Origin of the sequence: Streptomyces sp. NPDC058751 (assembly GCF_042746485.1) — a bacterium.
Classification (GTDB): Bacteria; Actinomycetota; Actinomycetes; order Streptomycetales; family Streptomycetaceae; genus Streptomyces.
Window position 1 is genome coordinate 29,277 of sequence record NZ_JBHYPZ010000050.1, and the last position, 24,478, is coordinate 53,754.

Consider the following 24,478-nt stretch of genomic DNA (forward strand, 5'->3'; position numbering starts at 1 on the left):
CATGCAAGGCAACGCCGCGTCCGTACTGGTGGACGCGTCACGGGATGCTCAGCTCCTGGTGGTCGGGAACCGTGGACACGGGCGGTTCAGCGAAGAGCTCCTGGGTTCGGTGAGCCTGCGCTGTGCGCAGCACGCCGAGGCGCCCGTGGTGGTCATCCGCGTACTCGGACGAACCTCCCGGGACGGCCTGCCGAGTGGCGAGTTCGTCAACGCTGACCGGGGTGAGCAGATTCAGCGTGTCGAGTGGTGGTCGGCGGTCTCGGGGTGTTCCAGCTGGTTGACCAGAAGCGCGGCCTGGACGCGGCGCTGGACGCCCAGCTTGGCCAGCAGCCGGGAGATGTGGTTCTTCACCGTCTTCTCCGACAAGTAGAGCTTTTTACCGATCTCGCGGTTCGTGAGCCCGTCACTGATCAGTACGAGGATGTCCCGCTCGCGCGGCGAGAGACCGGCCAGCTCGGGCGGGAGGGCAGGCTCCTCGGCCGGGTCGGAGCGCAGCCTGCGCATCAGCCGCGCGGTCGTCGCGGGGTCCAGCATCGACTGGCCGGACGCCACCGTGCGGACCGCCGAGATCAGGTCGGACCCCTTGATCTGCTTCAGCACATAGCCTGCCGCTCCGGCCATGATCGCGTCGAGCAGCGCCTCCTCGTCGTCGAACGACGTCAGCATCAGGCAGGACAGCTCGGGCATCTGGCTGCGCAGTTCCCGGCAGACGCTGATGCCGTCGCCGTCCGGAAGGCGTACGTCGAGGACCGCCACGTCGGGTCGCAACGCGGGGCCGCGCACCAGGGCGTGCTCGACACTCTCGGCATCACCGACGACCGAGATGTCCGGTTCGGCGTCCAGGAGATCCGTCAGACCACGGCGCACCACCTCGTGGTCGTCCAGCAGAAAGACCCTGATCGGGTTCTGCTCGGAGAACGTACGCGCCTCGGCCATGCCGACCCCTGTTCAGTAATGGACCACGCACCGTGCACCCGGCCCGGTTCGATCATCGTCCCTCGCGGCCTGGACGCACCAAGGCCGACCGGTTCCGTTCGAGCGTAGCGGCCGCTTCACCGGTCCGGTGGTGTCCGGGGCCCAAGAGACCGAAGTCGATGGCCACCGACCGCACGCCGAGAGTCGACAGGTACCGACGGTGTGTGGGGTGCATTCAGGCGGTGAACTGTCCTGCACCCGGACCGAGTCGGCTGGTCGTGGACTATCGGCCGAAGCAGCCCTCGGGGAGGGACGTTCGGCCCTGCCACGAGGAACCCTTGACCCGTCGGGAGGGCCGGGAAGATCCGCTCTTTGCCGACCGAGTCCACCAGCCCGTATGCCTCCAGGTCCTCCAGCAGTTCCCGTTTCACCCGGGCGAGGGCGAACACGGCGCCACGGTGGGTCAGTTCGCGGCGCAGTTCGTCGACCGCGTCGAGCGCGGTGATGTCGACCTCGACATTGGCCTCGGTGTTGAGGACGAACCAGTGGACGGGCTCGCTCTGTTCGTCGACGGCGGCCAGGGCACGGCGCTGGAGGTTCTCCGCGTTGGCGAAGAACAGCGGCGAGTCGTAGCGGTAGACGAGCAGGCCGGGGACCGTGCGGGCCTGCGGGTAGTCGTCCACGTCGTGCATGCCGGCCACGCCGGGGCCAGGCCCTCGACGGCGTCGTGCGGGTGTGCCACCCGGGTCAGCAGCTCGGCCACCGACAGGCCTACGGCCACGATCACCCCGTGCAGGATGTCCAGGGTGAGCACCCCGGCGAAGCAGCCGAGGGCTAGGAGGAGTTCCCGGCGGCGGAACGAGGTCAGCCGACGGAAGCCCGCGAGGTCGGTCATGCGGACCGCGGCAGTTCGCTCAGGTCCGGAACGGAGAGGCCGGCAGACCGGACGGGACTTCGCCGATCACCTTCAGCCCGTACCGCCCGTCGAGGTCGAGGACCACCACGACGGCGGTCCCGAGGATGAAGGCGACCAGTGGGCCGGGCACGGCACGGGCGTGACGGGCCGTGGCCAGAGCCCCCATGCCGGTATGTCGCTCCCCGTCCAACAGCCGCTGGAAGCAGGGCCGTTCGGCCCCGGGGTCGCGGACTTTCGGCATCCGTCGCCGACCGGCGGGCACGGCCAGAGTGAGTGGTGTCATGCACCGAGCCGACCGCCCTCGAAGGGAACCATGACCATGGCCGTGCACGAGCACCCTCGCCGGAGCTCCGGCTTCCACCTGCCGTCGCTGCGCAGGAACCGGGACGCCTCCGCGTCCGAGTCGGCAGGCGTCGGCACGCACACCGCGCGGGCCTACGCCTTCGCGTCCCTGCGCCTGCTCACCGGGTTCGTCTTCCTGTGGGCGTTCCTCGACAAGACCTTCGGCTTCGGCTACGCCACCCCCTCCGGCAAGGGCTGGATCGACGGCGGCTCGCCGACGAAGGGCTTCCTCGGCTCCGTCGCCGTCGGGCCGATGGAGTCGACCTTCCACTCCTGGGCGGGCGACCCCTGGGCGAACTGGCTTTTCATGCTCGGTCTCCTTGGGATCGGTCTCGCCCTGATCGGCGGTGTCGCGCTGCGCATAGCCGCCGTCGCCGGCACCGCGATGATGGCGCTGATGTGGATCGCCGAATGGCCGCCGGCCAAGCACCTGTCGGACGGCTCGCCGAGCATGTCGACGAACCCGTTCGTCGACTACCACGTGATCTACGCCGTCGCCCTGATCGTCGTGGCCGTTGTCGCCGCGGGCGACACCCTGGGCGCGGGCAGGTTCTGGGCCAAGCTGCCCTTCGTCCGCGACCACAGCTGGCTGCGCTGAGTGCCGATGGTGCGGTGGGCCGGCCACCCGGCCCACCGCACACCGCTGTGCAGGGAGTCGGCCGGCCCGAATCCGGGACCAGTGGCCCCTGCACGAGCAACGGCTCGAAGACGACGCTGGAATCGGAACTCTCGCCCCAGGAGGTGGAGATCATGCTCCGCACCATCATCGTAGGTCTCGACGGCTCGCAGGAGAGCAGGGCGGCCGCGGAATGGGCGGCTCGCGAGGCGAAGCTGCGCGGCCTGCCGCTGAAGATCGTGCACGTGTGGGTGCCGGTGCCGGAACCGATGGCCCAGGCGCCTCTCCTGGGCACCGAGACCCAGCAGCACTGGACCGAGAGGGTTCCCCGGGAAGCCGCCGAGGGGATTCGGCGGCGTCACCCCGGCATCGAGGTGCGCGCGGAGCAGCTCTCCGGTCACCCGGGTGACGCATTGGCCGAGGCGGCGAAGAGCGCCGAACTCCTCGTCCTGGGCTCGCGCGGCTTCGGCGGGATCGGTGGGTTCATGGTCGGCTCGGTCGGCCTGTCCGCCGTCGCGCACACGGACACCCCTGTCGTACTGGTCCGCGCGCTGGAGGCCGCCGCCGACGAGCACGAGCTGGACCCGGCGGGCGTTCCGTCCGCCACGACCCCGTTTCGGCCCGTGGTGCTCGGGCTCGACGTCGAGCACCCGGACGAGACACTGATCGGGTTCGCCTTCGACGCCGCCGCGCGCCGCGCGACGCCCCTGCGGGTCGTCCACGCCTGGAACCCTCCGCCCTTCTACGCGTACGGCACCCCCGCCAACCCGGCGCTGCACGAGGCGCTGGCCCTGAGCGCGTCCGAGGCCGTGGCCGGAGTACTGCGGCCCTGGCGGAAGAAGTTCCCGGACGTTCAGGTCGTCGAGGTGTCCCGCTACGGCAGCGCGGCCCTCCACGTCGTGGAGGCTTCGCGCGATGCCTCCCTCGTCGTCGTGGGTCGGCGCATCCGGCGCAGTCCCCTCGGCGCTCACATCGGACACGTCACGCACTCCGTCCTGCACCACTCCACCGCCCCGGTCGCCGTCGTCCCGCACGGCTGACCCGTCCCGAGGAGAAGAGACAGATGGACCTCCCGATCGTCGTCGGCGTGGACGGCTCCGAATCCAGCCTGCGGGCTGTCGACTGGGCGGCCGACGAGGCCGCGCTGCGCGGGGCACCACTGCGGCTGGTGTACGCCTCACTCTGGGAGCGGTACGAAGGCGAGTCCCTCGCGGAGGACCTCGGCAAACCGTCCGAGCAGGTCACGGCCGAGGACATCGTGCGGACCGCCGGACAGCGCGCCCGCCTGCGCCGGCCCGACGTCAAGATCTCCACCGACGTGCTGCCGGAGGAACCCGAGTACGCGCTCGTCCGCGAGGGCCGTGAGGCTGCCGCGCTGGTGCTCGGTACCCGCGGTCGCAGCGGTCTCGTCGAGATGCTGCTGGGGTCGGTCAGTCTGACAGTCGCCGCCCACGCGCACTGCCCGGTGATCGTGCTGCGCGGCAGTCACGACAACCAGGTTCGCGCCGGCATGCGTGGCCGGGTCGTCGTGGGCATCGGGGAGAAGGCGGCGGAGTCCGCCGCCCTGCGCTTCGCTCTCCAGGAGGCGAAGCTGCGTCACGCCTCCCTGGACGCCGTACGGGCATGGCGGTGTCCGGCGCACGAGAGCACCGACCACCCTCTGCTGGCCGGTGAGCCCGCGCGTCTCCACGAGTTGCACGCCGCTGAGGTACTGGACAAGGCGCTGGAGGACGCACCCGCGGATGTGGACCTGAGCCGGCGCACGGTCGAGGGTCCCGTACGCAGGGTCCTGCTGGACGCCTCGTACAAGGCCGATCTGCTGGTGGTCGGTGCGCGGCGCGACCCGGGGCACCTCGGGCTCCAACTGGGGCGCGTCGCCCACGCGGTGCTGCACCACTCCGCCTGCGCGGTCGCGGTCGTTCCCGAGCAGGCGTGAGAGAGGCGGACGGCCGCGCATAGGTCCGCCCCGTGATCGTGGACGTGTCTCGTACAGCAGCTTCGTCGCAGTTCTTTGCCGGTCAGACCGCAGGTACCACCCGATGACCCAACCGCCGACGGCTTACGAAGTCGTACTCGTGTCCCACGCCGAACGTCAGGACGCCCCCGCAATCACCGACGAGGAACTGCGCACCCTGGACGCGCACTGGCGGGCCGCCAACTACCTGGCTGCCGGACAGATCTACCTGATGTCCAACCCGCTGCTGACCGAGCCCCTGAAACCGGAACACATCAAACCCCGGCTGCTCGGTCACTGGGGCACCTCGCCCGGCCTCAACCTCGTGTACACGCACCTCAACCGGGTGATCAAGAAGCGGGAACTCGACGCGCTGTGCGTGTGGGGTCCAGGCCACGGAGGTCCGTCGATCCTGGCCAACTCCTGGCTGGAGGGCAGCTACAGCGAGACCTACCCGGACGTGTCGCGTGACGCGGCGGGCATGACACGGCTGTTCCGGCAGTTCTCCTTCCCCGGCGGGGTGCCCAGCCATGTCGCGCCGGAGACACCCGGCTCGATCCACGAGGGCGGTGAGCTCGGCTATTCGCTGTCCCACGCGTACGGCGCCGCGTTCGACAACCCGGACCTGCTGGTCGCCTGCGTGATCGGTGAGGGCGAGGCGGAGACCGGGCCGCTGGCCGCGTCCTGGCACTCCAACAAGTTCCTCGACCCGGTTCACGACGGCGCGGTCCTGCCGGTCCTGCACCTCAACGGCTACAAGATCGCCAACCCGACGGTGCTGTCCCGGCTCCCGGAGGCCGAACTCGATGCTCTGCTGCGGGGATACGGCCACGAGCCGATCCACGTGACCGACGACGACCCGCTCCAGGTGCACCGGGCCATGGCGGCCGCGCTGGACGACGCACTGGACCGCATCACCCTGATGCAGCGGACCGCCCGCGAGGACGGTGTCAGCGAGCGCGTGCACTGGCCCATGATCGTGCTGCGCACACCGAAGGGCTGGACCGGACCCGCCGAGGTGGACGGCGAGCCCGTCGAGGGTACCTGGCGAGCCCACCAGGTACCGCTGGCCGGCGTCCGTGAGAACCCCGCGCACCTGCGGCAGTTGGAGACCTGGCTGCGCTCGTACAAGCCCCAGGAGCTCTTCGGCCCGGACGGCCACCCGACCGCCGACGTCCTCGCCTGCGTTCCCGACGGCACCAAGCGGCTCGGCTCCACCCCGCACGCCAACGGCGGTCTGCTGGTGCGCGGCCTGCCCATCGCACCGCTCGACGACTTCGCCGTACCCGTCGACAAGCCGGGCACCACACTGCACGAGCCGACCCGCGTTCTGGGGGACTTCCTGGCTCGGGTCATGAAGGACACGGGTGCACGCCGTGACTTCCGCCTCGTCGGCCCCGACGAGACTGCGTCAAACCGGCTTCAAGCCGTCTTCGACGTCAGCGGAAAGGCATGGCAGGCTCAGCATCTGCCGGTCGACGAGCACCTCGAGCATCACGGCCGGGTGATGGAGGTCCTGTCCGAACACACCTGCCAGGGCTGGCTGGAGGGTTATCTGCTCACCGGCCGACACGGACTGTTCTCCTGCTACGAGGCGTTCGTCCACATCGTCGATTCCATGGTCAACCAGCACATCAAGTGGCTCAAGACGTCAAGGGAGTTGCCGGGGCGCGCGCCCATCGCCTCCCTCAATTACCTGCTGACCTCGCACGTCTGGCGCCAGGACCACAACGGCTTCTCTCACCAGGACCCCGGCTTCGTCGACCACGTTCTCAACAAGAGCCCCGAGGTCGTACGCGTCTACCTCCCGCCGGACGCCAACACCCTGCTGTCCGTGGCCGATCACGTCCTGCGCAGCCGCGACTACGTCAACGTCGTCGTCGCCGGCAAGCAGCCCTGCTTCGACTGGCTGTCCATGGACCAGGCCCGAGCACACTGTGCCCGCGGCGCCGGCATCTGGGAGTGGGCGGGGACGGAGAACGGCGGTGAGCCCGATGTGGTTCTGGCCTGCGCCGGGGACGTGCCCACCCAGGAGGTGCTGGCTGCCGCGCAATTGCTGCGCCGACATCTGCCGGACCTCGCCGTCCGCGTGGTCAACGTGGTCGACATGACCCGGCTGCTCCCGCGCGAGGAACACCCGCACGGGATGAGCGACTTCGAGTACGACGGACTGTTCACCACCGACAAGCCGGTGATCTTCGCCTACCACGGATACCCCTGGCTCATCCACCGCCTCGCCTACCGCCGCACCGGCCACCGGAACCTCCATGTGCGCGGCTACAAGGAGATGGGCACCACGACCACTCCGTTCGACATGGTCGCCCGCAACGACCTCGACCGCTACCGGCTGGTCATGGACGTCATCGACCGCGTTCCAGGACTCGCGGTGCGCGCCGCCGCCGTACGGCAGCAGATGGCCGACGTACGCACCCGGCACCAGGCATGGATCCGAGAGCACGGCACCGACCTGCCCGAGGTCGCCGACTGGACCTGGAACCCCTGACCCGCACCTCACTCCCGGAAGGAACTCACTGCCATGACCGTACGCGTCGGCATCAACGGCTTCGGCCGCATCGGTCGTACCTACCTGCGCGCCGCCCTCGACCGTGCCGAACAAGGCACCCAGGACGTCGAGGTGGTCGCCGTCAACGACATCACCTCACCCGCCACCCTGGCCCACCTGCTGGAGTACGACTCGACGTTCGGACGCATCGGACGCGATGTGCAGCACGACGACAGCTCCATCACGGTCGACGGACGCCGCATCGCCGTCACCGCCGAACGTGACCCGGCCGCCCTGCACTGGGCCGACTACGGCGCCGGCGTCGTGATCGAGTCCACCGGGCGTTTCCGTGACCGGGACGCGGCGGCCCTGCACCTGAAGAGCGGCGCCCATACGGTGCTGCTGTCGGCTCCCGGCAAGAACGTGGACGCCACCATCGTGATGGGCGTCAACGATCGTACCTACGACCGGAACAGCGACCGGATCGTCTCCGCCGCCTCCTGCACCACCAACTGCGTCGCCCCGATGGTCAAGGTGCTCGACGACGCCTTCGGTGTCGAGCGCGGGGTGATGACCACCATCCACGGCTACACCAACGATCAGTCACTGCTGGACAGCCCGCACAAGGACCTGCGCCGCGCCCGCTCCGCGGCCCTCAGCATCATTCCCACCAGCACCGGCGCCGCCCGCGCCGTGGGCCTGGTGGTGCCGGAGCTGGCGGGGGCGCTGGACGGGATCGCGGTCCGGGTGCCGGTGGAGGACGGCTCGCTCACCGACCTCGCCGTGGTCCTCGCCCGCGAGGCGAGCGTGGACGAGATCAACGCCGCGTTCGAGGCGGCCGCGGACGGCCCGCTGAACGGCATCCTGCGTGTCTCGAAGGCGCCGATCGTCTCCCGCGACGTCATCGGCGACCCCTCGTCCTGCATCTTCGATCCCGCCCTGACCCAGGCCAACGGCACCCTGGCCAAGATCTTCGGCTGGTACGACAACGAGTGGGGCTACACCAACCGCCTGCTGGACCTGACGGCCCTCGTGGCCGACGACTGATCTGTCCCGACCGTCGGCCGTGACGGCGGAGGCGGGCCGGTCGGTGGCCACAGGAGGGCCGACCGGCCCCGGGGCGGCCCCGTACAGCCCATGGGATCGCTCCCGGGTTCCGCCGGACGATCGAAGGAGCGAAGGCGATGGAGGAGAGCTGCGATGACGGACGACCTGCTCGACCGGCCCACGGTCCACGCCCTGCTCGCGGACGGTACCACCGTGTGCGTACGCCCCGCGCGGCCGGCTGATCACGAACAGTTGCAGGGGTTCTACGAGGAGATGTCGCCGGAGAACCTTCGGCTGCGGTTCTTCGGGGTGAGCCGGCGGTCGGCCGCCATGGCCGCCGACCGGGCCTGTGCCCCGGCCCGCCCGGGCTACCGCGCCCTGCTGGCCGAGGTGGACGGCAGGGTGATCGGCCTTGCCGAGTACGACACCGGCGGGGAGACGGACGGCGGTGAGGAGGGCGGCGCGGAGATCTCCATCGCCGTCGCCGACGGCCTCCACCACCGGGGCGTGGGCACCCTGCTCGTCGAGCACCTCGTCTCGGCTGCGCGCGCGGAGGGCATCACCGTCTTCACGGCCGACGCGCTGAGCGAGAACCACGAGGTGCTCCGCCTCTTCGCCGACCTCGGCCTGACCACCTCCCGCCGCTTCGAGGGCCCCGAAGTGCGCTGCACCATCCACCTGGACCAGGACGACACCTATCTGTCGGCCGTCGAGGCCCGGGGCCGCGCCGCCGACGTGGCCAGCCTGCTGCCTCTCCTGCGGCCTTCCGCGGTCGCGGTGGTCGGCGCCGGACGCACCCCCGGATCGGTGGGCCGGGCCGTCCTGCACCATCTGCGCTCGGGCGGTTTCAAGCATCGTCTCTTCGCCGTCAATCCTGGTGTCGACTCGGTGCTCGGCGTACCGTCCCACCCGTCGGTCGCGGCACTGCCGATGACGCCCGATCTCGTGGTCGTGGCCGTACCGGCCACCGCGGTGCCCGCCGTCGCGGAGGAGTGCGGAAAGTCCGGGGTCCGCGCGCTCGTCGTGGTCACCGCCGGCCTCGACCACACCCGGGCGCAGGCGCTGCTGACCGCGTGCCGCACCTACGGCATGCGGCTCGTCGGACCCAACTGCCTCGGCGTCTCCAACACCGACCCGGAACTGAACCTCGACGCCACCTTCGCCGCCGAGCATCCCCGCCCGGGGACGGCCGGTGTCGCCGTGCAGTCCGGCGGGGTCGGCATCGCCCTGCTCGACGGGCTGTCCCGGCTGGGTATCGGGGTCTCCTCGTTCGCCTCGCTGGGCGACAAGTTCGACGTCAGCGGCAACGACATGCTCCAGTGGTGGGAGAGCGACGGCCGCACCGACCTCGCCCTGCTGCACCTGGAGTCCTTCGGCAACCCCCGTGCCTTCTCCCGCACCGCCCGCCGCGTCACGCGCCGCATCCCGGTGCTCACCGTGGATGCTGGCCGTACCGACGCCGGTCGGAAAGCGGCCGCCTCCCACACTGCCGCCGCCACCCGCACCATGACCCGCCAGGCACTGTTCACCCAGGCCGGTATCACGGCGACCCGCTCGGTCGGCGAACTCCTGGAAACGGCCGCTCTGCTGCACTCCCAGCCACTGCCCGAAGGCCCCCGCGTCGCGGTCGTCACCAACGCGGGCGGAGCGGGAGTGCTCACCGCCGACGCCTGCGCGGAGGCGGGACTCGTCCTGCCGCCGTTCACCCCCGCGGTGATCGACGATCTCCTCGCGGTGCTGCCGCACGGCGCCGCCGTCGGCAATCCGGTCGACGCCACCGCCGCCGTGTCCGAGGAACAGCTCACGGAGTGCGTCGACCGCCTCACCCGGTGTTCCGGCGTCGACGCCGTCATCGTGGCACTCGTCCCCACGGCGGTCGCCGCGGCCACCGGCGACGACCTGGTGCGGGCCGTGACCGCGGCTCCCGGCCGACGGGCGCGGCCCGTGATCGCCGTACGGCTGGAGCAGGACCGGTCCGTGCGGCTGCTGGCCGCCGCGGACGGAGGCACGATTCCCTCGTACGCCGAACCGCAGGCAGCGGCCCGGGCCCTGGCGCATGCCGCGAAGCGCGCCGCCTGGCTCGCCAGGCCCGTCGGCGTTGTCCCGGCGCTCACCGGCGTCGAGAGCGACCGGGCACGGACAGTCGTGGCGGATCACCTGTCCCAGCTCTCCCTCGCGCGGCTCCGCCCGGCCGGAGGAACCCTTGACGACGGCGGCTGGCTCGATCCACGTACCTGCGCCGACCTGCTGGCCTGCTACGGCATCCCGCAGACGCCCTGGGCCTGGGCCGAGACCGAGGACGACGCCGTGCTCGCCGCCGACCGGCTGCGCGGCTTCGACGGCCGGGTCGTGATGAAGGCCCACTGGCCCGGACTGCTGCACAAGTCGCAGCAGCGGGCGGTCCACCTGGACCTGCGTGGTGACGCCCAGGTGAGGGCCGCGTTCCGCGACCTGGAGACCCGCTTCGCCGGCCTCATGACCGGCGTGGTCCTGCAGCCCCTCGCCGACCGCGGCACCGAACTGTTCGCGGGTGTCGTCCAGGACGAGGTCTTCGGTCCGCTCGTCCTGTTCGGGCTGGGTGGCACGGCCACGGAGGTCCTGTCCGACCACGCGGCGCGCCTCGCCCCGCTCACCGACCGGGACGTGCACGAGCTGATCACCTCGCCGCGGTGCGCTCCGCTGCTGCTGGGCGCGAACGGAAACGCCCCCGTCGATCTCGAGGAACTGGAACGGCTGCTGCTGCGGCTGTCCCGGATGGCGGCGGACCTGCCGCAGCTCGCCGAGGCCGACTTCAATCCCGTCCTGGCGACACCCGGCGGCATCACCGTGCTCGACGCACGAGTGCGTCTGCTGCCGCGCCGCCCTCAGGACCCGTACCTGCGCAGACTGCGCTGAGGAGGAACGGCCATGAGGCACAACAAGGTCGGATCCGTGATGACCACGGACGTGATCCGCACCGAGTACGGCACACCGTTCAAGGAGGTGGCCCAGCTGCTGGCGGACCACCGGATCAGCGGACTGCCGGTGGTGGACGAGGACGACAAGGTCATAGGAGTCCTGTCGGAGACGGACCTGATGATGCACCAGGCGACCGTCCCGGACCCCTACGAGCCGAAGCGCCGTGCGAGGCTCTCCGAGCTGACGCCCGGTGCCAAGCGCCAGACCGCCAAGGGCAGGGCACGCACAGCCGGTGGGCTGATGACGACGCCCCCCGTCACCGTGCACGCCGACGACACCATCGTCCAGGCCGCCCGCGTCATGGCCCAGCGGCACGTGGAACGGCTTCCCGTCCTCGACGAGGAGGACCGGCTCGTCGGGATCGTCACTCGCCGCGACCTTCTCCAGATCTTCCTGCGGTCCGATCAGGAGATCCGTGACGAGGTGATCGAGGAAGTCCTGGTGCGTGCGTTGTGGCAGTCACCGCGCAGCATCGACGTCTTTGTGACCGAAGGCGTCGTCACCCTGGCCGGCCAGATGGAACGCAGGAGCGAGACGGAGATCGCCGTGTCCATGACCCGCCGGATCGACGGCGTGGTCGACGTCGTCGCCGATCTCACCTACCGGCTGGACGACGCGCACCTGCGTCCCGGGGAACAGACCCAGGTACCGCACGGTGTGACCGAGGACTGGCTGCGGCGGCTGTGAGAGGAGGCGGACCGTCATGACCGGCACCGTGCTGGTCACCTACGGAACGACGAACGGTTCGACCGCGGAGATCGCCGATGCGGTCGCGGGCATCCTGCGCAAGGACGGGCTGGCCGTAGAGTCGTGTTCGGCGCGGTCCGTGCGGAGCGTGGTGCCCTACGACGCCGTCGTGGTCGGCGGCGGGCTCTACGCGGGGCGCTGGCACAAGGACGCGCGACGGTTCGTCCGTCGTCATCGAGACGCACTCGCGCAGCGTCCGGTGTGGTTCTTCAGCAGTGGACCGCTCGGTGACTCCGTCGCGGGGCGGGACGTCCCGCCCGTGCGGGGCGTGCAGCGGGCCATGACCCGGCTGGACGCGCGGGGGCACATCACCTTCGGCGGATGCCTGGAGGAAGGAGCCAAGGGGCGGATCGCCAAGATGATCGTCAGCTCCGGAAAGGGCGGCGACTTCCGGGACTTCGGCGTGATCGAGGCATGGGCACAAGGCATCGCCGACGCGCTGACGCACGCATAGGAGGAGAGGAGTTCTTCGGCCTGTTCAGGTCGACCTCGGTACCCGGCGCGAACCGGGCATCGGGGTCGGCCTCGAGGATCGTGCGGGCCGGTACCACGAAAACGGGGCCGGCAGCCTTGCGCAGGACAGCCTTGACGGCCTCGCCACTCCACGCCGGTCCTTTGACCCACTACGACCACACACGAAAAGCTCCAGGCCGCTCTTCGCAAGCCTGGAGCCCGAATCCGTCGTGCGTTCAGCTGGTCTTGTGGCCCCAGCGTGGTCCCACCTGATCCCATTCCTTGCCCCACTCGTCGACGCGGCGGCGGTCGAGCTGCCACCGGATGACCGCTCCGGCTCCGAACACCGGGCCGGCAAGCCCGGCCGCCGCCGCAGCGCCCAGGAAGTCCGACTCGATCGCCGCCTCGGTCGAGCTCAGCGGCGCGGCGGTGAGACGGCCGTGGCCGTCCTGCCAGACCGTGACCTTGGATCCGGCCTTGAGACCGGTGTCCACCTGGGTTCGGCCGGTGTGGGTCGAGCCGTCGGACGCCGCCCAACGCACGGTTGTCATCCGGCGACCGTAAGCGCCGCCGATCGCGGGGGCGTTGACGGGGACGTCGTTCAGGACCACGGCCCGGACGGGCTGCCGCTCGGCTCGCTGCGCCGCGAACGCCTCGTCCGCGGCATGGGCGGTCACCAGCCCGGCGACGGAACCGCCCACGGCGAAGACTGCCCACACGACCAGCACGGTCCAGGCCTCGACTATGTCATCGCGTCGTCGCAACGGGTTGCTGCGCCACCGCCACAACCGTTTCTTCGCGTACGTGCCACTGGGCATCAGTCCGCACCTCCTCGTTGTCGTGACACTTCCGACCGTGACAGCCGAGGTCGTGCCAAGGCATGGGCCGAGCAGGTGCCGCCGCAGGGCCGCGCGGGACCAAATCCACGGTCGGGAGGGGCCGTTCAGCCCAACAGACGACGAGGTCCGACGCCGCCCTGCCCGGGTCTTTCGCCCCGTGCCGGGAGTAAGGAGCGGCGCCCATGCTCGTCATACGGAACCAGCCGTCCGACGCCCGCACGCGAGGAGGGCATGATGAAGAACGCGACCTTCGGCGCCGCGCTTCTGGAGACCTGTGTCTCCGCCGCGTTCGCCGCCCCCTCGATCCACAACACCCAGCCGTGGCGCTTCGGGATGGACTCCGAGACAGTGACGTTCGAGGTGCGTGCCGATCCCGAAAGAGGCCTGCGGTACGCGGACCCCGAGGGCCGGGCCCTGCTCCTTTCCGTAGGAGCCTGCGTGTTCAATCTCCGGGTTGCGCTCGCCCACTTCGGTTGGTCACCTGTCACACGTCTGCTGCCCAGTCCCGACGACCCCGACCTGCTCGCCACGGTGCGTCCCTCCGGACTCACCGCCAGGCAGGAGCCGGAGCGGAGTGAGGATCTCTATGAAGCGGTCTGGTGCAGGCACAGCAGCCGCTTCCCTTTCACGAGCCGACCGCTTCCCGCGGCTGTGCGCGACGAACTCGCCGCGGCGGCCCTCGCGGAAGGCGCATCACTGCGCTTCCCCGACGAGGTCGACGTGACCCGCATGCTGCGCCTGACAGCCGAGGCCGAGCGACGCAACCGCCTCGAAGCGGACCGGGCGGCCGAGGGCCGCCGCTGGGTCCACCGGGACCTGGAACCGACGCCCGACACAGGCCTGCCGCGAACAGCTCTGGGACCGCAGGACGCTCACGAGAGGATCCCGCTACGCGATTTCAGCGCACAGCGGCATCCCGAACGGCTCACCGCGCGTCCTTTCGAGGCGAACCCGGTCGTCGCCCTGCTGGCCACCGAGCACGACCGCCGAGTCGACTGGCTGCGCGCCGGACAAGGCCTCGAACACGTATGGCTCGTCGCGACGGCATACGGCCTGCGTGCCTCTCTGCTGCATCAGGCGGTCGAATGGGCAGACCTGCGGGACGCGCTGGACAGCACATTCGATGCGACCGCGCACCCGCAGCTGCTCATACGCCTCGGATACGGTCCTGAGGGCCCGGCCACTCCCCGCCGCACACCAGGTGTGGACCTGCCGTAGGCCGCTCGGCTGCCGGACCGCTGCCGGACCGCCATCGTGCCGAGCCGGCCGGCCCCTCTCGTCACCACCGGACCGACGGCAAGGACCGTTCGGCGAATGATGGGGCCGGACGGCCCAAGCGGGGCGGACCATTACGGCACAAGCTGGATGTGTGGGGCAATCTCGTCACTTGAAGAGGGATGGGGAGGAGCGTCATGAAAGGCTTCGTCTTCCACGGTCCCGGGCAGTCCGCCTGGGAGGATGTCCCGGACCCCGCCATCAAGGAACCCACCGACGCCATCGTGCGGATCGGCACGGTCACCATCTGCGGCACGGACCTGCACATCCTCAAGGGCGACGTGCCCGAGGTGCGCCCGGGAACGGTCCTGGGCCACGAGGCTGTCGGCGAGATCGTCGAGGTCGGCAGCGATGTGCGGACCGTACGTCCCGGCGATCGCGTGCTGGTCTCCTGCATCAGCGCCTGCGGCCGCTGCCGCTACTGCCGCGAGGGCAGTTACGGCCAGTGCCGGGGTGGCGGAGGCTGGATCCTGGGCCACCTGATCGACGGCGCCCAGGCCGAGTACGTCCGCGTTCCCTTCGCCGACCTCTCCGTGCACGCACTGCCCGGCGCGGTGGAGAGCAAGGACGCCGTCCTGCTCGCGGACATCTTCCCGACCTCGTACGAGGTCGGTGTCCTCAACGGGCGGGTACGTCCGGGCGACACGGTCGCCGTCGTCGGCGCCGGGCCCATCGGCCTGGCGGCGATCGCCACGGCGCGGCTGTTCTCCCCCGAGCGGATCGTCGCCGTCGACCCGGCCCCGTCCCGGCTGGAGGCGGCCCGGCGGCTGGGCGCCGACGCCGTGGCCGACGCGGGGGAGGACCCGGAGCAGCTCGTCGCCGATCTCACCGACGGGCTCGGCGCGGACACGGTCATCGAGGCGGTCGGGGTGCCGGAGAGCTTCGAGCTGTGCACGCGCATGGTGCGGCCCGGCGGCCACGTGGCCAACATCGGCGTACACGGCAGGCCCGCGACGCTGCACCTGGAAGACCTGTGGATCAAGAACGTGACCATCACCACCGGTCTGGTGGACACCCACTCCACGCCCACCCTGCTGCGCATGGCCACTGCCGGTCGGCTGCCCACCGCGCAGCTGATCACCCATACCTTTCCTCTGGAGAGCATGGAGGAGGCCTATGACGTCTTCTCCCGAGCCACCGACACCGGGGCCCTCAAGGTGGTGCTCGGCGAACCATCGCACGACGAGGTCGCCGTACCGGCGGCCTGACGAGAGGACGTGAGGGGCCATGACCGAACACGCGCAGGCGAACGTCACGCAGGGCCTGTCCTCGGGCGACCTGGGCCGGCGACTTGCCGCACGCCGTGTCCAGCTCGGTCTGACGGCAGAGGAGATGGCTGCTCGAGCGGGCGTGGCTCCGAGCTACGTGAGGCACCTGGAACAGCACCCCGGCGCCGCGCCCGGCCGAGGCACGCTGCTCAGCCTCGCGGCAGCGCTGCGGACCACGGTCTCGGCGCTCACCGGCGGCGATGCCGATGTGCCACCCGGTCGTGAACAGGCCGGGCGCGCTCCCGAATTGACCGAGTTGAGCAGGGCCGAGTGCGCGGAGCTGCTGTCGACGCACGGCGTCGGAAGGCTTTCGGTGTCCACGGAACTCGGGCCGGTGATCGTCCCTGTCAACTACAGCATCGTCGATGACGCGATCGTCTTCAGAACCGCCCGTGGCGCGACACCGTCGCTGGCATCCGGATGCATCGTCGCCTTCGAGGTCGATCGTGTCGACGACACCTTCAGTCAGGGCTGGAGCGTGGTGACGCGCGGGTACGCGCACACGGTGACCGACTCCGACGAAGAGCATCGACTCGCGGAGCAGGCGTACAGCAAGCCGTGGAGCGGTGGGCAGCGTGACATGTGGGTGCGCATCGAACCGTATGCCGTCACGGGACGCCGCATCGTGGTCTGAACAGGATCTGACGTGTGGAGCAGGGGTCCGTGGCCCCTGGCCTCAGAATGCCCCACTGCTCGAGGGCGGACCAGTGCGGTACCGCTTTGCCAGGTGAGAGACGAGAAGTCAGATGTACGCCAACGACGGATTTCGAGAGCTCGACCGGTGGGAATGCCGGGCCCTGCTGGTCACAGTGTCCGTGGGGCGCATCGTGTACACACGGCAGGCGCTGCCCGCCGTCCTGCCGGTCAACTTCTGCCTGGACCGTGACGGCACGGTGGTGGTGCGCACCTCGGTCTCTTCGGAACTGGCGAGCGCGATCGACGGAGCCGTGGTGGCCTTCGAGGCCGACGAGGTCGCTGCCGCCGCACACTCCGGCTGGAGCGTCGTGGCCCTGGGGCCGGCCACCCTCGTCACCGACCCCGTCGAGCACGCACGACTTCTGAGGACCGGACCGCGTTCCTGGGCGCCGGCGCCGTGGGAGGTCTTCGTACGCATCGCCCAGGAACTGGTCACCGGACGCCGACTCGTGGGCGGACGCACCCTGGACGGCGTGCATCCTTCCTCCTGAACCCCCATCGTCACGCCCGTCGGCAACAGCACTCCGTCACCCCTGTCCTGGTTCTGACCGAACGGCCCCTGAAACAGGGGCCGTTCGGCATTCCTTCGGGCCTCGCGGCTTCTGCCCGGGGTGATGGTCCACGAGGAGCATCGTTCGAGGGGGCCGACGTGCTCGCCGAGCGGTCGCCTCCGCCGAACGGTCACTCGAGGAAGGGACGGATGCGGCCATGACCTCGCATCGCGTAGTCGTCGGAGTGGACGGCTCTCTGATCTCCGTAAGGGCACTGGACCGGGCCGCGGCCGAAGCCGTACGGCACGGCGCCGACCTGCGCGTGCTGTACGCGGTTGCCGACCGGGACGAGGCCGCACCGGTCCTGGCCAACGCCGTGTCACGCGCACGCGCGCGGCATCCGGAACTGCGCGTGGAGGCCGTCGCGACGGAGGAAGGCGCGGCGCGCGCGTTGGCCGACGAGAGCGCGGACGCGGTCCTCACCGTCGTGGGAACACGCGGCTTGGGCGCGTTGACCGGCCCGGCGTTCGGTTCGGTGAGTCTGAGGCTGGCCGCGCTCGTGCAGGGGCCGCTCCTGGTCGTCCGCGGGGACCACCCGTGCGACGACGGGCAGGACGTGCTGCTCGGCCTGGCGGACGACACGGATGTGAAGGCGGCGGAGTACGCCTTCCAGGAGGCGGAGCGGCGCGAGGCGAGGCTCCATGTCCTGCATTCCTGGAGTCATCGGCACATCACCCCCGAACTTCCCTCCCTGACACCGGCGCGCAGTCCGGGCCAGGAACAACTGGCCAGGGACGCAAGGGCAGAGGAAGCCGTACCGCGCTACGCCCTCACCCGGCTGCGGGACCGGCACCCCGGAGTCACGGTGGAGACCCGCACGGTCCGGACCGCTCCCGCGGACGAACTGCTGGCGGCCACCAGGGAGGCTGTCGTGGTCGTCATCGGCGCGCACCGCCGTACGAGTGTGCTCGGTCCGCGCCTGGGTCCGGTCGCCCACATGTTGCTGCACCGGGCGCACTGCCCGGTCGTCGTCGTGCCCTGTGGATGACCGGCCCGCCGACAAGCCGGCCCCGTCCGAGATGGGTGGCGGGGGCGATGCCGTCGCCCCCGTAGGTGACGACGGCCCCCTCGATCGCGCGGATGACCGAGTGCCCACGTTGAGCGGAGCGGCACCGCGGGGGATCGGTGCCGCTCACACATTCACTGTCTCTCGGGCCGCACCTTTCGCACAGGTGCCGACAGTCCCCGTCGTGGGCCGAATCAGCCCTCACGCCTTTGTGCTTCATCGACGGTGCATGGTCTCCAAGGCGGCCGCCAGTACGTGGGGGTCGTGATGACCCTTGTAGACCTGCGGCGGATGCTTGTCCGACCTCAGGAGCTGCGCGACCGCCGTCCAGGCCGTGCGTACGGAGTACTCGACGGTGAAGACCACGTCGTCGGGCACCTCCGCGAACTGCCCGATGAAGGCGAGATTGACTGATTTCTCCGGGACCACCAGGGGCCGGTCGTCGTGGCGGCGGGCCAGGAACTGGCTGGTGATGTACGGCATCACGCAGGGCACGACGGTGGAGGTCTCCCGGACCCGGTTCGCCGTCCGCTCGTCGAACGGGAGGTGGTGCAGGACCTCTTCGAGGATCTCGCGGCCCGTGCACATGGTCATGGGCTTGGGCGTGCTGTTTCCGGCGCGGTCGGGGAACAGGCCGTACCCCCACCAGACGGAGACGCCCTCGGGCTGGTCGCGGTAGACGGGCTGGCGGTTGGCGACGATCGTGAGCAGCCAGTTGGATTCGGTGAAGGTCATCAGGCCGCCCCTGCCGGCCGGACGACCGCTGAACTCCTCGAGCGCCTGAAGGAAGGCGGGGTCTTTGGTGGTGACCGTGAACGACTCCCACCGGGACTCCTTGACGCGCTTGTCGAACACGGCCGGGTCGCCGAAGTCGTCGCGGCCGCGGGCCAGCCGGTGCCACAGCAGCCAGGCGTCCGAGCGATGCGGAGCAGGCCGAGGCGCCGACGTGTGCGAACCGACGCTGGAGGCGTCGGTCATCGACCCGTTGGTGACGAGGACGAGATCTTCGGGTGCGACGGTGACCTTCTCGTCCTCGCCGCCCCGGCTCAGGTGGATGGTCTCCACCGTGCCGCTCCCGATGCCCGGGGTGAAGCCGAGGTCGGTGACGCGGCAGCCGGTGTGCACGGTGACGCCCTGCTCGTGGAGCCAGGCGGTCAGGGGCCGGACGATGGAGTCGTACTGGTTGTACCGGGTCCGATGGATGCCGGACATGGAGGCGAACTCGGAGAACAGGTGGATGAAGCGTCGCAGGTAGCGGCGGAACTCGATCGCGCTGTGCCAGGGCTGGAAGGCGAACGTGGTGCACCACATGAACCAGAAGTTGGTGGTGAAGAAGTGTTCGCCGAAACAGTCGGTGATCCGCTTGCCGTCCAACTGCCCTTCGGGCGTGGCCAGGCAGCGGACCAGCTCCAGCCGGTCACGTTCGGAGAATCCCATCGAGGTCGTGTCGACGATCTTGCCGTTCCCGTCGACCAGCCGTGCGATGTCGTCCCAGGCGAAGTCCTCATGACCGGCCAGGATCTCCTCGGTCACCGACACTGCGGGGTCGTCGAGGCTGGGGATACCGGACAGCAGGTCGTAGGTGCAGCGGAACTCGGCCTCGAACATGCGCCCGCCGCGCATGGTGTAGCCGGCGTCCGGTGTGCCACCCGCGTCCAGGCTGCCGCCGAGGGTCCGTTGTTCCTCGAAGATGTGGATGTCGGATCCCTTGAAGCCGCCGTCCCGGATCAGGAACGTCGCCGCGGCCAGTGCCGCGATTCCGCTGCCCACCAGATACGCCTTCGCCATCACACAACTCCTCGTCCTCGCACGCCGATCGGGAACCGCGCCTCCCACGGTTCCGTGCCGCCCGGTCGTGCGTCAGGGGGCCGTTGGTCACCTCGTCGGTCCGGACGGCCCTGAAAGCAGGCCGGGGCGGAGCGCTCGCAGGCGGCGGACAAGCCTGTGGCCCGGCCGGTGAACCGTGACCGACCGGGCCCGTCGTCACAGCCGGGCCACGCCGTACAGAAGTCCTCTGCCACGCTGTCGGGTCCTGCGACGGCGGCAGACCGCCCGGACCCACCGCGCCAGGGCGGGACCGTCGTCCGGTGTCCGTTGTCCCAGGGCTGGAATGCCTTGTCGGTCTGGCGGCGCAGCCGGTCCTGGAGCCGGTCGACGACCTCCGTATCCGTCGCCTCCTCGGCCGCCGCCACCACCTGACGACCGCCGATGCGCATCAGGCCGCGGTGTCGGGCAGCCACGGGTCGGGTCCGAAGGCCTCGCAGTCGGGTTCCTCCGGCCCGGGGCGCTCGTACCAGAAGACGGCCCGGGCGCTCGGCGGGCGCGTCTGAAGCGGTCTGTCGTGAGATCTGAGATGTGATGTAGGGGGGTGTGGGCCGGACTGGCTGCCCGATGGATCGAAACCGACTGAAGCGGAGTCCCGGCACGCGGCTCCATGCGATACCGGCTCCTGCGGCTGGCAGCTACCGTGAACATGACCAGCTGGTGGATTCGTCCATCGAGGGGACCTGGAGGAGTGCAGGGTGGAAAACCCCGAGGAGGCTCGCGTGCGGCTGCCTCAGCTGCGGCTGGACGAGCTGCTGGAGGAACTCCAGGCGCGGCTGGACGTCGCCCGTGGCACCCGTGACCGTGTGCACAGCCTGCTGGAGGCGGTGCTGGCAGTCGGCCGGGAGCTGAACCTGGAGCAGGTTCTGCACCACATCGTGGAGGCAGCCGCGGCACTGGTCGATGCGGAATACGCGGCTCTCGGCGTGATCGGCCCGGATGGCAGGCGCTTGTCCGCCTTCCACACCGTGGGAGTCAGCGAGGAGCAGATCGCAGACATCGGCTCGTATCCGAAGGGGCACGGCATCCTCGGGGAGTTGATCCGCCACCCCGTGCCGCTACGGCTGGCGAAGATCTCCGATCACCCGTCCTCTTACGGCTTCCCGGCGCATCACCCGCCGATGAACACCTTTCTCGGTGTCCCGATCCGGGTGCGCGACCAGGTCTTCGGCAACCTGTACCTGACCGAGAAGCAAGGTGGTGCCCTGTTCAACGAGGAAGACGTCTCGGTCACGCAGACGCTCGCCGTTGCGGCCGGCATCGCGATCGACAACGCCCGGCTGTACGAGGAGTCCAGACTGCGGGAACGCTGGCTCCAGGCGAACGCGGAGATCACCCACAGCCTGATGTCGGGCGTCGAGCGGACCGGGGTCCTCGCTCTGATCGCCGAGCGGGCCGGTGAACTCACAGGATCCGACCTGGCGGCTGTCGCGGTGCCCATGGAGGGCACCAGGTCACTTGCCGTGGAGATCGCCGTCGGAGTGGACGCCGAGGCCCACCGGGGCCTCGTGCTGGCCATGGACAAGACCTTGATGGGCCTGGCATTTTCCGGCGCTTCGCCCGTTGCCAGCACGGACGTCACCCAGGACGAGCGCATCTCCCCGGAACCTCCGCGGTTCGGCGGACTCGGCCCCGCCGTGGCCGTGCCCATCGGCGCGGGTGACGCGGATCCGCGGGGTGTGGTCCTGCTGGCACGAAGGATTGACCGGCCGGTGTTCTCCGTGACGGAGACCGAGACTCTGCAGGCCTTCGCCGGACAGGCCGCCATCGCGATGGAGCTGGCGGAGCGCTGACAGGACGCCGAACAGGTCGCGGTGCTCAAGGACCGCGACCGCATTGCGCGTGACCTGCACGATCTGGCGATCCAACGGCTGTTCGCCACCGGCATGACACTGCAGAGCGCGGGCCGCTTCATCGAGCACGAGGAGGCCGCCGAGCGCGTGGCGCGCGCGGTCGACGACCTCGACGAGACCATCAAGATCATCAGATCGACGATCTTCGGGTTGCGTACCCGTGAGGGCACGGGGGAGGCCGGCCTGCGGGCTGGTGCCGTACGGGTTGCCGGAGAGGCCACACAGGTCCTCGGCTTCGCCCCTGGCCTCCGTATGGAGGGCCTGCTGGACACCGACGTGCCGAAGGAGATCGCCGATCACGTGATGGCGGTGCTCTCCGAGGCCCTGACCAACATCGCCCGCCACGCCCAGGCGAACCGCGCCGACGTACTCCTTGCCACGGACGGGCGGGAGGTACGGCTGTCGGTCACGGACAACGGTGTGGGCATCCCCGCCGACGGCCGCCGCAGTGGGCTGCGCAACATGGCGGAGCGTGCCGAGCAGTTGGGTGGTGAACTGGAGCTGGGAGAACCCGAGGGCGGCGGCACGATGCTGGTGTGGCGCGTGCCGATGCCGAGGCGGTAGGAGTTGAGGTACACGGCACCGCGCTTGAAGGATGCCTGTCGGTCCGAGGACCGGGATACCGGGCGGCGTCGTTGCTGCGCCGCGACAGCGCGCATTGGCCCTGCGTGCGCCGGTGCTCGGGAGGAACCGGCTTGCGATGTCGCACGCGTTCGACGGCTTGCACGGAGGCGGCGTGTTCATGGCCTGCCGGAGTCCGAGCAGCCCGATGAGCAGAGGCCATGGGGCCCCGGGACAGGGCCATTGGGCCCATGTCCTCACCGGCGTCGTAGCGGAAGCTGGAGGGTGAAACGGGACGGCATCCGAGTACCTGGAGGACGCCATGCCCTACCTCGTGAGTGACGTGATGACGCGCACCGTGGTTGCCCTGCGCAAGAGGGCCGCTTTCAAGGACATCGCCAGGACCATGCGGCGATGGAAGGTCAGTGCCCTCCCCGTTCTGGACGGAGACCGCCGGGTCGTCGGAGTCGTGTCCGAGGCCGACCTCCTCCCCAAGGAGATGCTCCGTGACGCTCCGGACTCGTACGCGCGATCGCGTGGCCGCCCCGGCATCGCCAAAGCCGACGCGACGGCCGCCGAGGATCTGATGACTGCTCCGGCCGTCACCGTGCGTTCCGACGTCACCGTGGCTTGTGCCGCGCGCATCATGGCGCAGCACAGGCTCAAGCGGCTGCCGGTCGTCGACGACGAGGGCGTGCTGCAGGGCATCGTCAGCCGCACCGACCTGCTCAAGGCGTTCCTGCGCGAGGACGCGGAGATCGCCGACGAAGTGCGCCGGGAAGTCGTCGCACGCTTTTTCGGCGCGACTGTCGAGCCGATCCGGGTGGAGGTGCGCGACGGGGTCGTGACGCTCACCGGTCGGGTGCGGGACACATCGCTCGTCCCCGTGGTGACGAGGCTGGTCCGTTCCGTGGAAGGCGTGGTGGATGTGGACTGCGCCCTGTACGGGCCGCTCCGTGGCCTCAACCTCGAGCCGGTTCTCCCCGACGAGGTCCGGACCGAACGAGCCGACGGTCCCGGGACCGTGGTGTGACGCTGACGGCACTCACGGACGAAGGTCGAGCCGATGCTTCGGCGGGCACTCGCGTGACGGCATGGGCCGACAGCGCGGGCGACCTGGTTTCCAAGCCCCCCTACGGCAGCGCAGGCGAGGCTGGACGTGGCCCGCACAGGGTTGCTCGTCGCGTCCGGCGCCGGCTCCTCGGTTCTCGTCGGCGGATGGCTGGTACGCAGACGGATGCACGGATGCTGCGTCGGCGGCTGGCGGAGTGGAAGCGCGTCGGCCCGCAGTGGCGGAATCTCAGCGGAGGCAAAGGACGACAGACGGTCGGCGCCAACGGGGTCCCGTGCGGAAACAGGGACTGGTACACAGCGGGGCGGGCGGGCCAAGGCACAACGGGGCGGGAAGGGCCCCACCCGCTTCTCGCGGATCCTGATTGCGCGATCCGCGGCCCCTGGCCGCTTCTCCGTGCCTCTGTCAGGTCCTTCCCGCCACCTCCAGCACACCACCAGGACCGCACGGCCACCAGGGCCGACCGGCCCTGGTCCCGTGGCGGTCCGAGCGTCGGTCACCGACGTGCCGCACTTCTCGGCCCACGCCGACGCGTCCCGGATCATCGACTGGCCACGGGGCGCACCCGCCCCGCGCACGACTTACCCCGTACACGGTGAGCCGGACGCCGCAGCCGCGCTGCGTGACAGGATCGACGAGACGCTGGGCTGGACGGCGGTGGTACCTCGCTCCGGGGAACACGTGCTTGTGCGCTGAGGACGCGGCCCGCGCGGCCCTACACGCAAGGGCCGATCCGGACCTCTGCACGGCCCCCTCGGCTCATGCGCCATGGCCTGTGGCGTAGTTGGCTGGAAGCAAGGAGAACGGCGCCGACCAGGGAGGGTGAGGACAGTGGGTACGAGTCTCACACCGGAGTTCTGGGGGCAGTTCGCGGTCCTGCTCGTGCTGGCCGCGAGTCTGGCGGGGATCCTCACGGCGGCTCTCGAGAGTCTCGCCGTCCGACTACTGCGCCGTCGGTCGCCCAAGGTGCCGGAGGCGCCGCACCGGCCGATTCGGAAGGACCACCGCGCGTCGGTGCACTGCTGATGTGCCGTGCGGCAACTGCCTGACTGGGCCGGGGACTTGGTCCCCGGTCCATGCTG

General features: G+C 70.2%; 20 protein-coding genes and 3 pseudogenes. 19 read left to right on the forward strand and 4 right to left on the reverse strand.

What is annotated here, in order from left to right; all coding sequences use genetic code 11:
* Position 1: 1 nt before the first annotated feature.
* Positions 2–100: pseudogene (locus ACFW6B_RS34465) on the forward strand (universal stress protein); the annotation flags it as partial.
* Positions 101–231: 131 nt separating this feature from the next.
* On the opposite strand, the gene ACFW6B_RS34470 reads toward ACFW6B_RS34465, so the two are convergent.
* Positions 232–936, reverse strand: coding sequence for a response regulator (locus ACFW6B_RS34470; RefSeq protein ID WP_386602490.1), 705 nt, complete (start codon positions 934–936; stop codon positions 232–234).
* A gap of 323 nt (positions 937–1,259) precedes the next feature.
* Positions 1,260–1,979 (reverse strand): annotated as a pseudogene (locus tag ACFW6B_RS34475) (STAS domain-containing protein); the annotation flags it as partial.
* Positions 1,980–2,150: 171 nt separating this feature from the next.
* Between ACFW6B_RS34475 and ACFW6B_RS34480 the strand changes: the two are divergent.
* The 8 genes from ACFW6B_RS34480 to ACFW6B_RS34515 all read left to right on the forward strand — a co-directional run bounded on the left by ACFW6B_RS34480 (position 2,151) and on the right by ACFW6B_RS34515 (position 12,452).
* The gene (locus ACFW6B_RS34480) at positions 2,151–2,771 is read left to right on the forward strand and encodes a hypothetical protein (RefSeq protein ID WP_386602556.1); all 621 of its coding nucleotides are present in this window, start codon (positions 2,151–2,153) and stop codon (positions 2,769–2,771) included.
* A gap of 152 nt (positions 2,772–2,923) precedes the next feature.
* Positions 2,924–3,829, forward strand: a complete 906-nt coding sequence (locus ACFW6B_RS34485; protein WP_386602493.1) for a universal stress protein — start codon at positions 2,924–2,926, stop codon at positions 3,827–3,829.
* Between the two features lie 23 nt (positions 3,830–3,852).
* Positions 3,853–4,725, forward strand: a complete 873-nt coding sequence (locus tag ACFW6B_RS34490) for a universal stress protein (RefSeq protein ID WP_386602495.1) — start codon at positions 3,853–3,855, stop codon at positions 4,723–4,725.
* A gap of 103 nt (positions 4,726–4,828) precedes the next feature.
* The gene (locus ACFW6B_RS34495) at positions 4,829–7,246 is read left to right on the forward strand and encodes a phosphoketolase (protein WP_386602497.1); all 2,418 of its coding nucleotides are present in this window, start codon (positions 4,829–4,831) and stop codon (positions 7,244–7,246) included.
* A gap of 33 nt (positions 7,247–7,279) precedes the next feature.
* Positions 7,280–8,293 (forward strand): type I glyceraldehyde-3-phosphate dehydrogenase, encoded by a 1,014-nt coding sequence (gene gap, locus ACFW6B_RS34500; RefSeq protein ID WP_386602500.1) that lies wholly within the window; start codon positions 7,280–7,282, stop codon positions 8,291–8,293.
* A gap of 153 nt (positions 8,294–8,446) precedes the next feature.
* Complete coding sequence (locus ACFW6B_RS34505) at positions 8,447–11,188, forward strand: GNAT family N-acetyltransferase (protein WP_386602502.1); 2,742 nt, start codon at positions 8,447–8,449, stop codon at positions 11,186–11,188.
* A 12-nt stretch (positions 11,189–11,200) separates the two neighbouring features.
* On the forward strand, positions 11,201–11,938 hold the full coding sequence (locus ACFW6B_RS34510) for a CBS domain-containing protein (protein WP_386602504.1): 738 nt from the start codon (positions 11,201–11,203) through the stop codon (positions 11,936–11,938).
* Positions 11,939–11,954: 16 nt separating this feature from the next.
* Entirely contained in the window at positions 11,955–12,452 is a 498-nt protein-coding gene (locus ACFW6B_RS34515; RefSeq protein ID WP_386602506.1) for a flavodoxin domain-containing protein, read from the forward strand.
* A gap of 235 nt (positions 12,453–12,687) precedes the next feature.
* On the opposite strand, the gene ACFW6B_RS34520 is transcribed toward ACFW6B_RS34515, so the two are convergent.
* Positions 12,688–13,269, reverse strand: a complete 582-nt coding sequence (locus ACFW6B_RS34520; protein WP_386602508.1) for a hypothetical protein — start codon at positions 13,267–13,269, stop codon at positions 12,688–12,690.
* Between the two features lie 255 nt (positions 13,270–13,524).
* Between ACFW6B_RS34520 and ACFW6B_RS34525 the strand changes: the two genes are divergently transcribed.
* The 5 genes from ACFW6B_RS34525 (at position 13,525) to ACFW6B_RS34545 (ending at position 18,068) form a co-directional block, all read left to right on the forward strand.
* Positions 13,525–14,508 carry an Acg family FMN-binding oxidoreductase gene (locus ACFW6B_RS34525; RefSeq protein WP_386602558.1) on the forward strand — a complete coding sequence of 328 codons (984 nt, stop codon included), beginning with the start codon at positions 13,525–13,527 and terminating at the stop codon, positions 14,506–14,508.
* A 194-nt stretch (positions 14,509–14,702) separates the two neighbouring features.
* Positions 14,703–15,773, forward strand: coding sequence for a zinc-dependent alcohol dehydrogenase family protein (locus ACFW6B_RS34530; RefSeq protein WP_386602510.1), 1,071 nt, complete (start codon positions 14,703–14,705; stop codon positions 15,771–15,773).
* Between the two features lie 19 nt (positions 15,774–15,792).
* A complete protein-coding gene (locus ACFW6B_RS34535) occupies positions 15,793–16,467 on the forward strand; it encodes a helix-turn-helix domain-containing protein (protein ID WP_386602512.1) in 675 nt (224 codons plus the stop codon).
* A gap of 112 nt (positions 16,468–16,579) precedes the next feature.
* On the forward strand, positions 16,580–17,020 hold the full coding sequence (locus ACFW6B_RS34540) for a pyridoxamine 5'-phosphate oxidase family protein (RefSeq protein ID WP_386602514.1): 441 nt from the start codon (positions 16,580–16,582) through the stop codon (positions 17,018–17,020).
* Positions 17,021–17,237: 217 nt separating this feature from the next.
* Entirely contained in the window at positions 17,238–18,068 is an 831-nt protein-coding gene (locus ACFW6B_RS34545; RefSeq protein ID WP_386602516.1) for a universal stress protein, read from the forward strand.
* A gap of 234 nt (positions 18,069–18,302) precedes the next feature.
* On the opposite strand, the gene ACFW6B_RS34550 is transcribed toward ACFW6B_RS34545, so the two are convergent.
* Entirely contained in the window at positions 18,303–19,874 is a 1,572-nt protein-coding gene (locus ACFW6B_RS34550; protein ID WP_386602518.1) for an oleate hydratase, read from the reverse strand.
* Between the two features lie 299 nt (positions 19,875–20,173).
* Between ACFW6B_RS34550 and ACFW6B_RS34555 the strand changes: the two genes are divergently transcribed.
* From ACFW6B_RS34555 to ACFW6B_RS34575, 5 genes and pseudogenes are all read left to right on the forward strand, one after another.
* On the forward strand, positions 20,174–20,416 hold the full coding sequence (locus ACFW6B_RS34555; protein WP_386602520.1) for a hypothetical protein: 243 nt from the start codon (positions 20,174–20,176) through the stop codon (positions 20,414–20,416).
* A gap of 192 nt (positions 20,417–20,608) precedes the next feature.
* Positions 20,609–22,327: pseudogene (locus ACFW6B_RS34560) on the forward strand (GAF domain-containing protein).
* Between the two features lie 319 nt (positions 22,328–22,646).
* Positions 22,647–23,357 (forward strand): CBS domain-containing protein, encoded by a 711-nt coding sequence (locus tag ACFW6B_RS34565; RefSeq protein ID WP_386602522.1) that lies wholly within the window; start codon positions 22,647–22,649, stop codon positions 23,355–23,357.
* 516 nt (positions 23,358–23,873) lie between these two features.
* Entirely contained in the window at positions 23,874–24,092 is a 219-nt protein-coding gene (locus tag ACFW6B_RS34570) for an MBL fold metallo-hydrolase RNA specificity domain-containing protein (protein WP_386602524.1), read from the forward strand.
* A 135-nt stretch (positions 24,093–24,227) separates the two neighbouring features.
* Positions 24,228–24,422, forward strand: coding sequence for a hypothetical protein (locus ACFW6B_RS34575; protein ID WP_386602526.1), 195 nt, complete (start codon positions 24,228–24,230; stop codon positions 24,420–24,422).
* The last annotated feature ends 56 nt before the right edge of the window (positions 24,423–24,478 follow it).

Excerpts from the sequence above, each read along its gene's own strand:
- ACFW6B_RS34470 (WP_386602490.1), bottom strand. The coding sequence starts at position 936 with ATGGCCGAGGCGCGTACGTTCTCCGAGCAGAACCCGATCAGGGTCTTT.
- ACFW6B_RS34480 (WP_386602556.1), top strand. The coding sequence starts at position 2,151 with ATGGCCGTGCACGAGCACCCTCGCCGGAGCTCCGGCTTCCACCTGCCG.
- ACFW6B_RS34485 (WP_386602493.1), top strand. The coding sequence starts at position 2,924 with ATGCTCCGCACCATCATCGTAGGTCTCGACGGCTCGCAGGAGAGCAGG.
- ACFW6B_RS34490 (WP_386602495.1), top strand. The coding sequence starts at position 3,853 with ATGGACCTCCCGATCGTCGTCGGCGTGGACGGCTCCGAATCCAGCCTG.
- ACFW6B_RS34495 (WP_386602497.1), top strand. The coding sequence starts at position 4,829 with ATGACCCAACCGCCGACGGCTTACGAAGTCGTACTCGTGTCCCACGCC.
- gap (WP_386602500.1), top strand. The coding sequence starts at position 7,280 with ATGACCGTACGCGTCGGCATCAACGGCTTCGGCCGCATCGGTCGTACC.
- ACFW6B_RS34505 (WP_386602502.1), top strand. The coding sequence starts at position 8,447 with ATGACGGACGACCTGCTCGACCGGCCCACGGTCCACGCCCTGCTCGCG.
- ACFW6B_RS34510 (WP_386602504.1), top strand. The coding sequence starts at position 11,201 with ATGAGGCACAACAAGGTCGGATCCGTGATGACCACGGACGTGATCCGC.
- ACFW6B_RS34515 (WP_386602506.1), top strand. The coding sequence starts at position 11,955 with ATGACCGGCACCGTGCTGGTCACCTACGGAACGACGAACGGTTCGACC.
- ACFW6B_RS34520 (WP_386602508.1), bottom strand. The coding sequence starts at position 13,269 with ATGCCCAGTGGCACGTACGCGAAGAAACGGTTGTGGCGGTGGCGCAGC.
- ACFW6B_RS34525 (WP_386602558.1), top strand. The coding sequence starts at position 13,525 with ATGAAGAACGCGACCTTCGGCGCCGCGCTTCTGGAGACCTGTGTCTCC.
- ACFW6B_RS34530 (WP_386602510.1), top strand. The coding sequence starts at position 14,703 with ATGAAAGGCTTCGTCTTCCACGGTCCCGGGCAGTCCGCCTGGGAGGAT.
- ACFW6B_RS34535 (WP_386602512.1), top strand. The coding sequence starts at position 15,793 with ATGACCGAACACGCGCAGGCGAACGTCACGCAGGGCCTGTCCTCGGGC.
- ACFW6B_RS34540 (WP_386602514.1), top strand. The coding sequence starts at position 16,580 with ATGTACGCCAACGACGGATTTCGAGAGCTCGACCGGTGGGAATGCCGG.
- ACFW6B_RS34545 (WP_386602516.1), top strand. The coding sequence starts at position 17,238 with ATGACCTCGCATCGCGTAGTCGTCGGAGTGGACGGCTCTCTGATCTCC.
- ACFW6B_RS34550 (WP_386602518.1), bottom strand. The coding sequence starts at position 19,874 with ATGGCGAAGGCGTATCTGGTGGGCAGCGGAATCGCGGCACTGGCCGCG.
- ACFW6B_RS34565 (WP_386602522.1), top strand. The coding sequence starts at position 22,647 with ATGCCCTACCTCGTGAGTGACGTGATGACGCGCACCGTGGTTGCCCTG.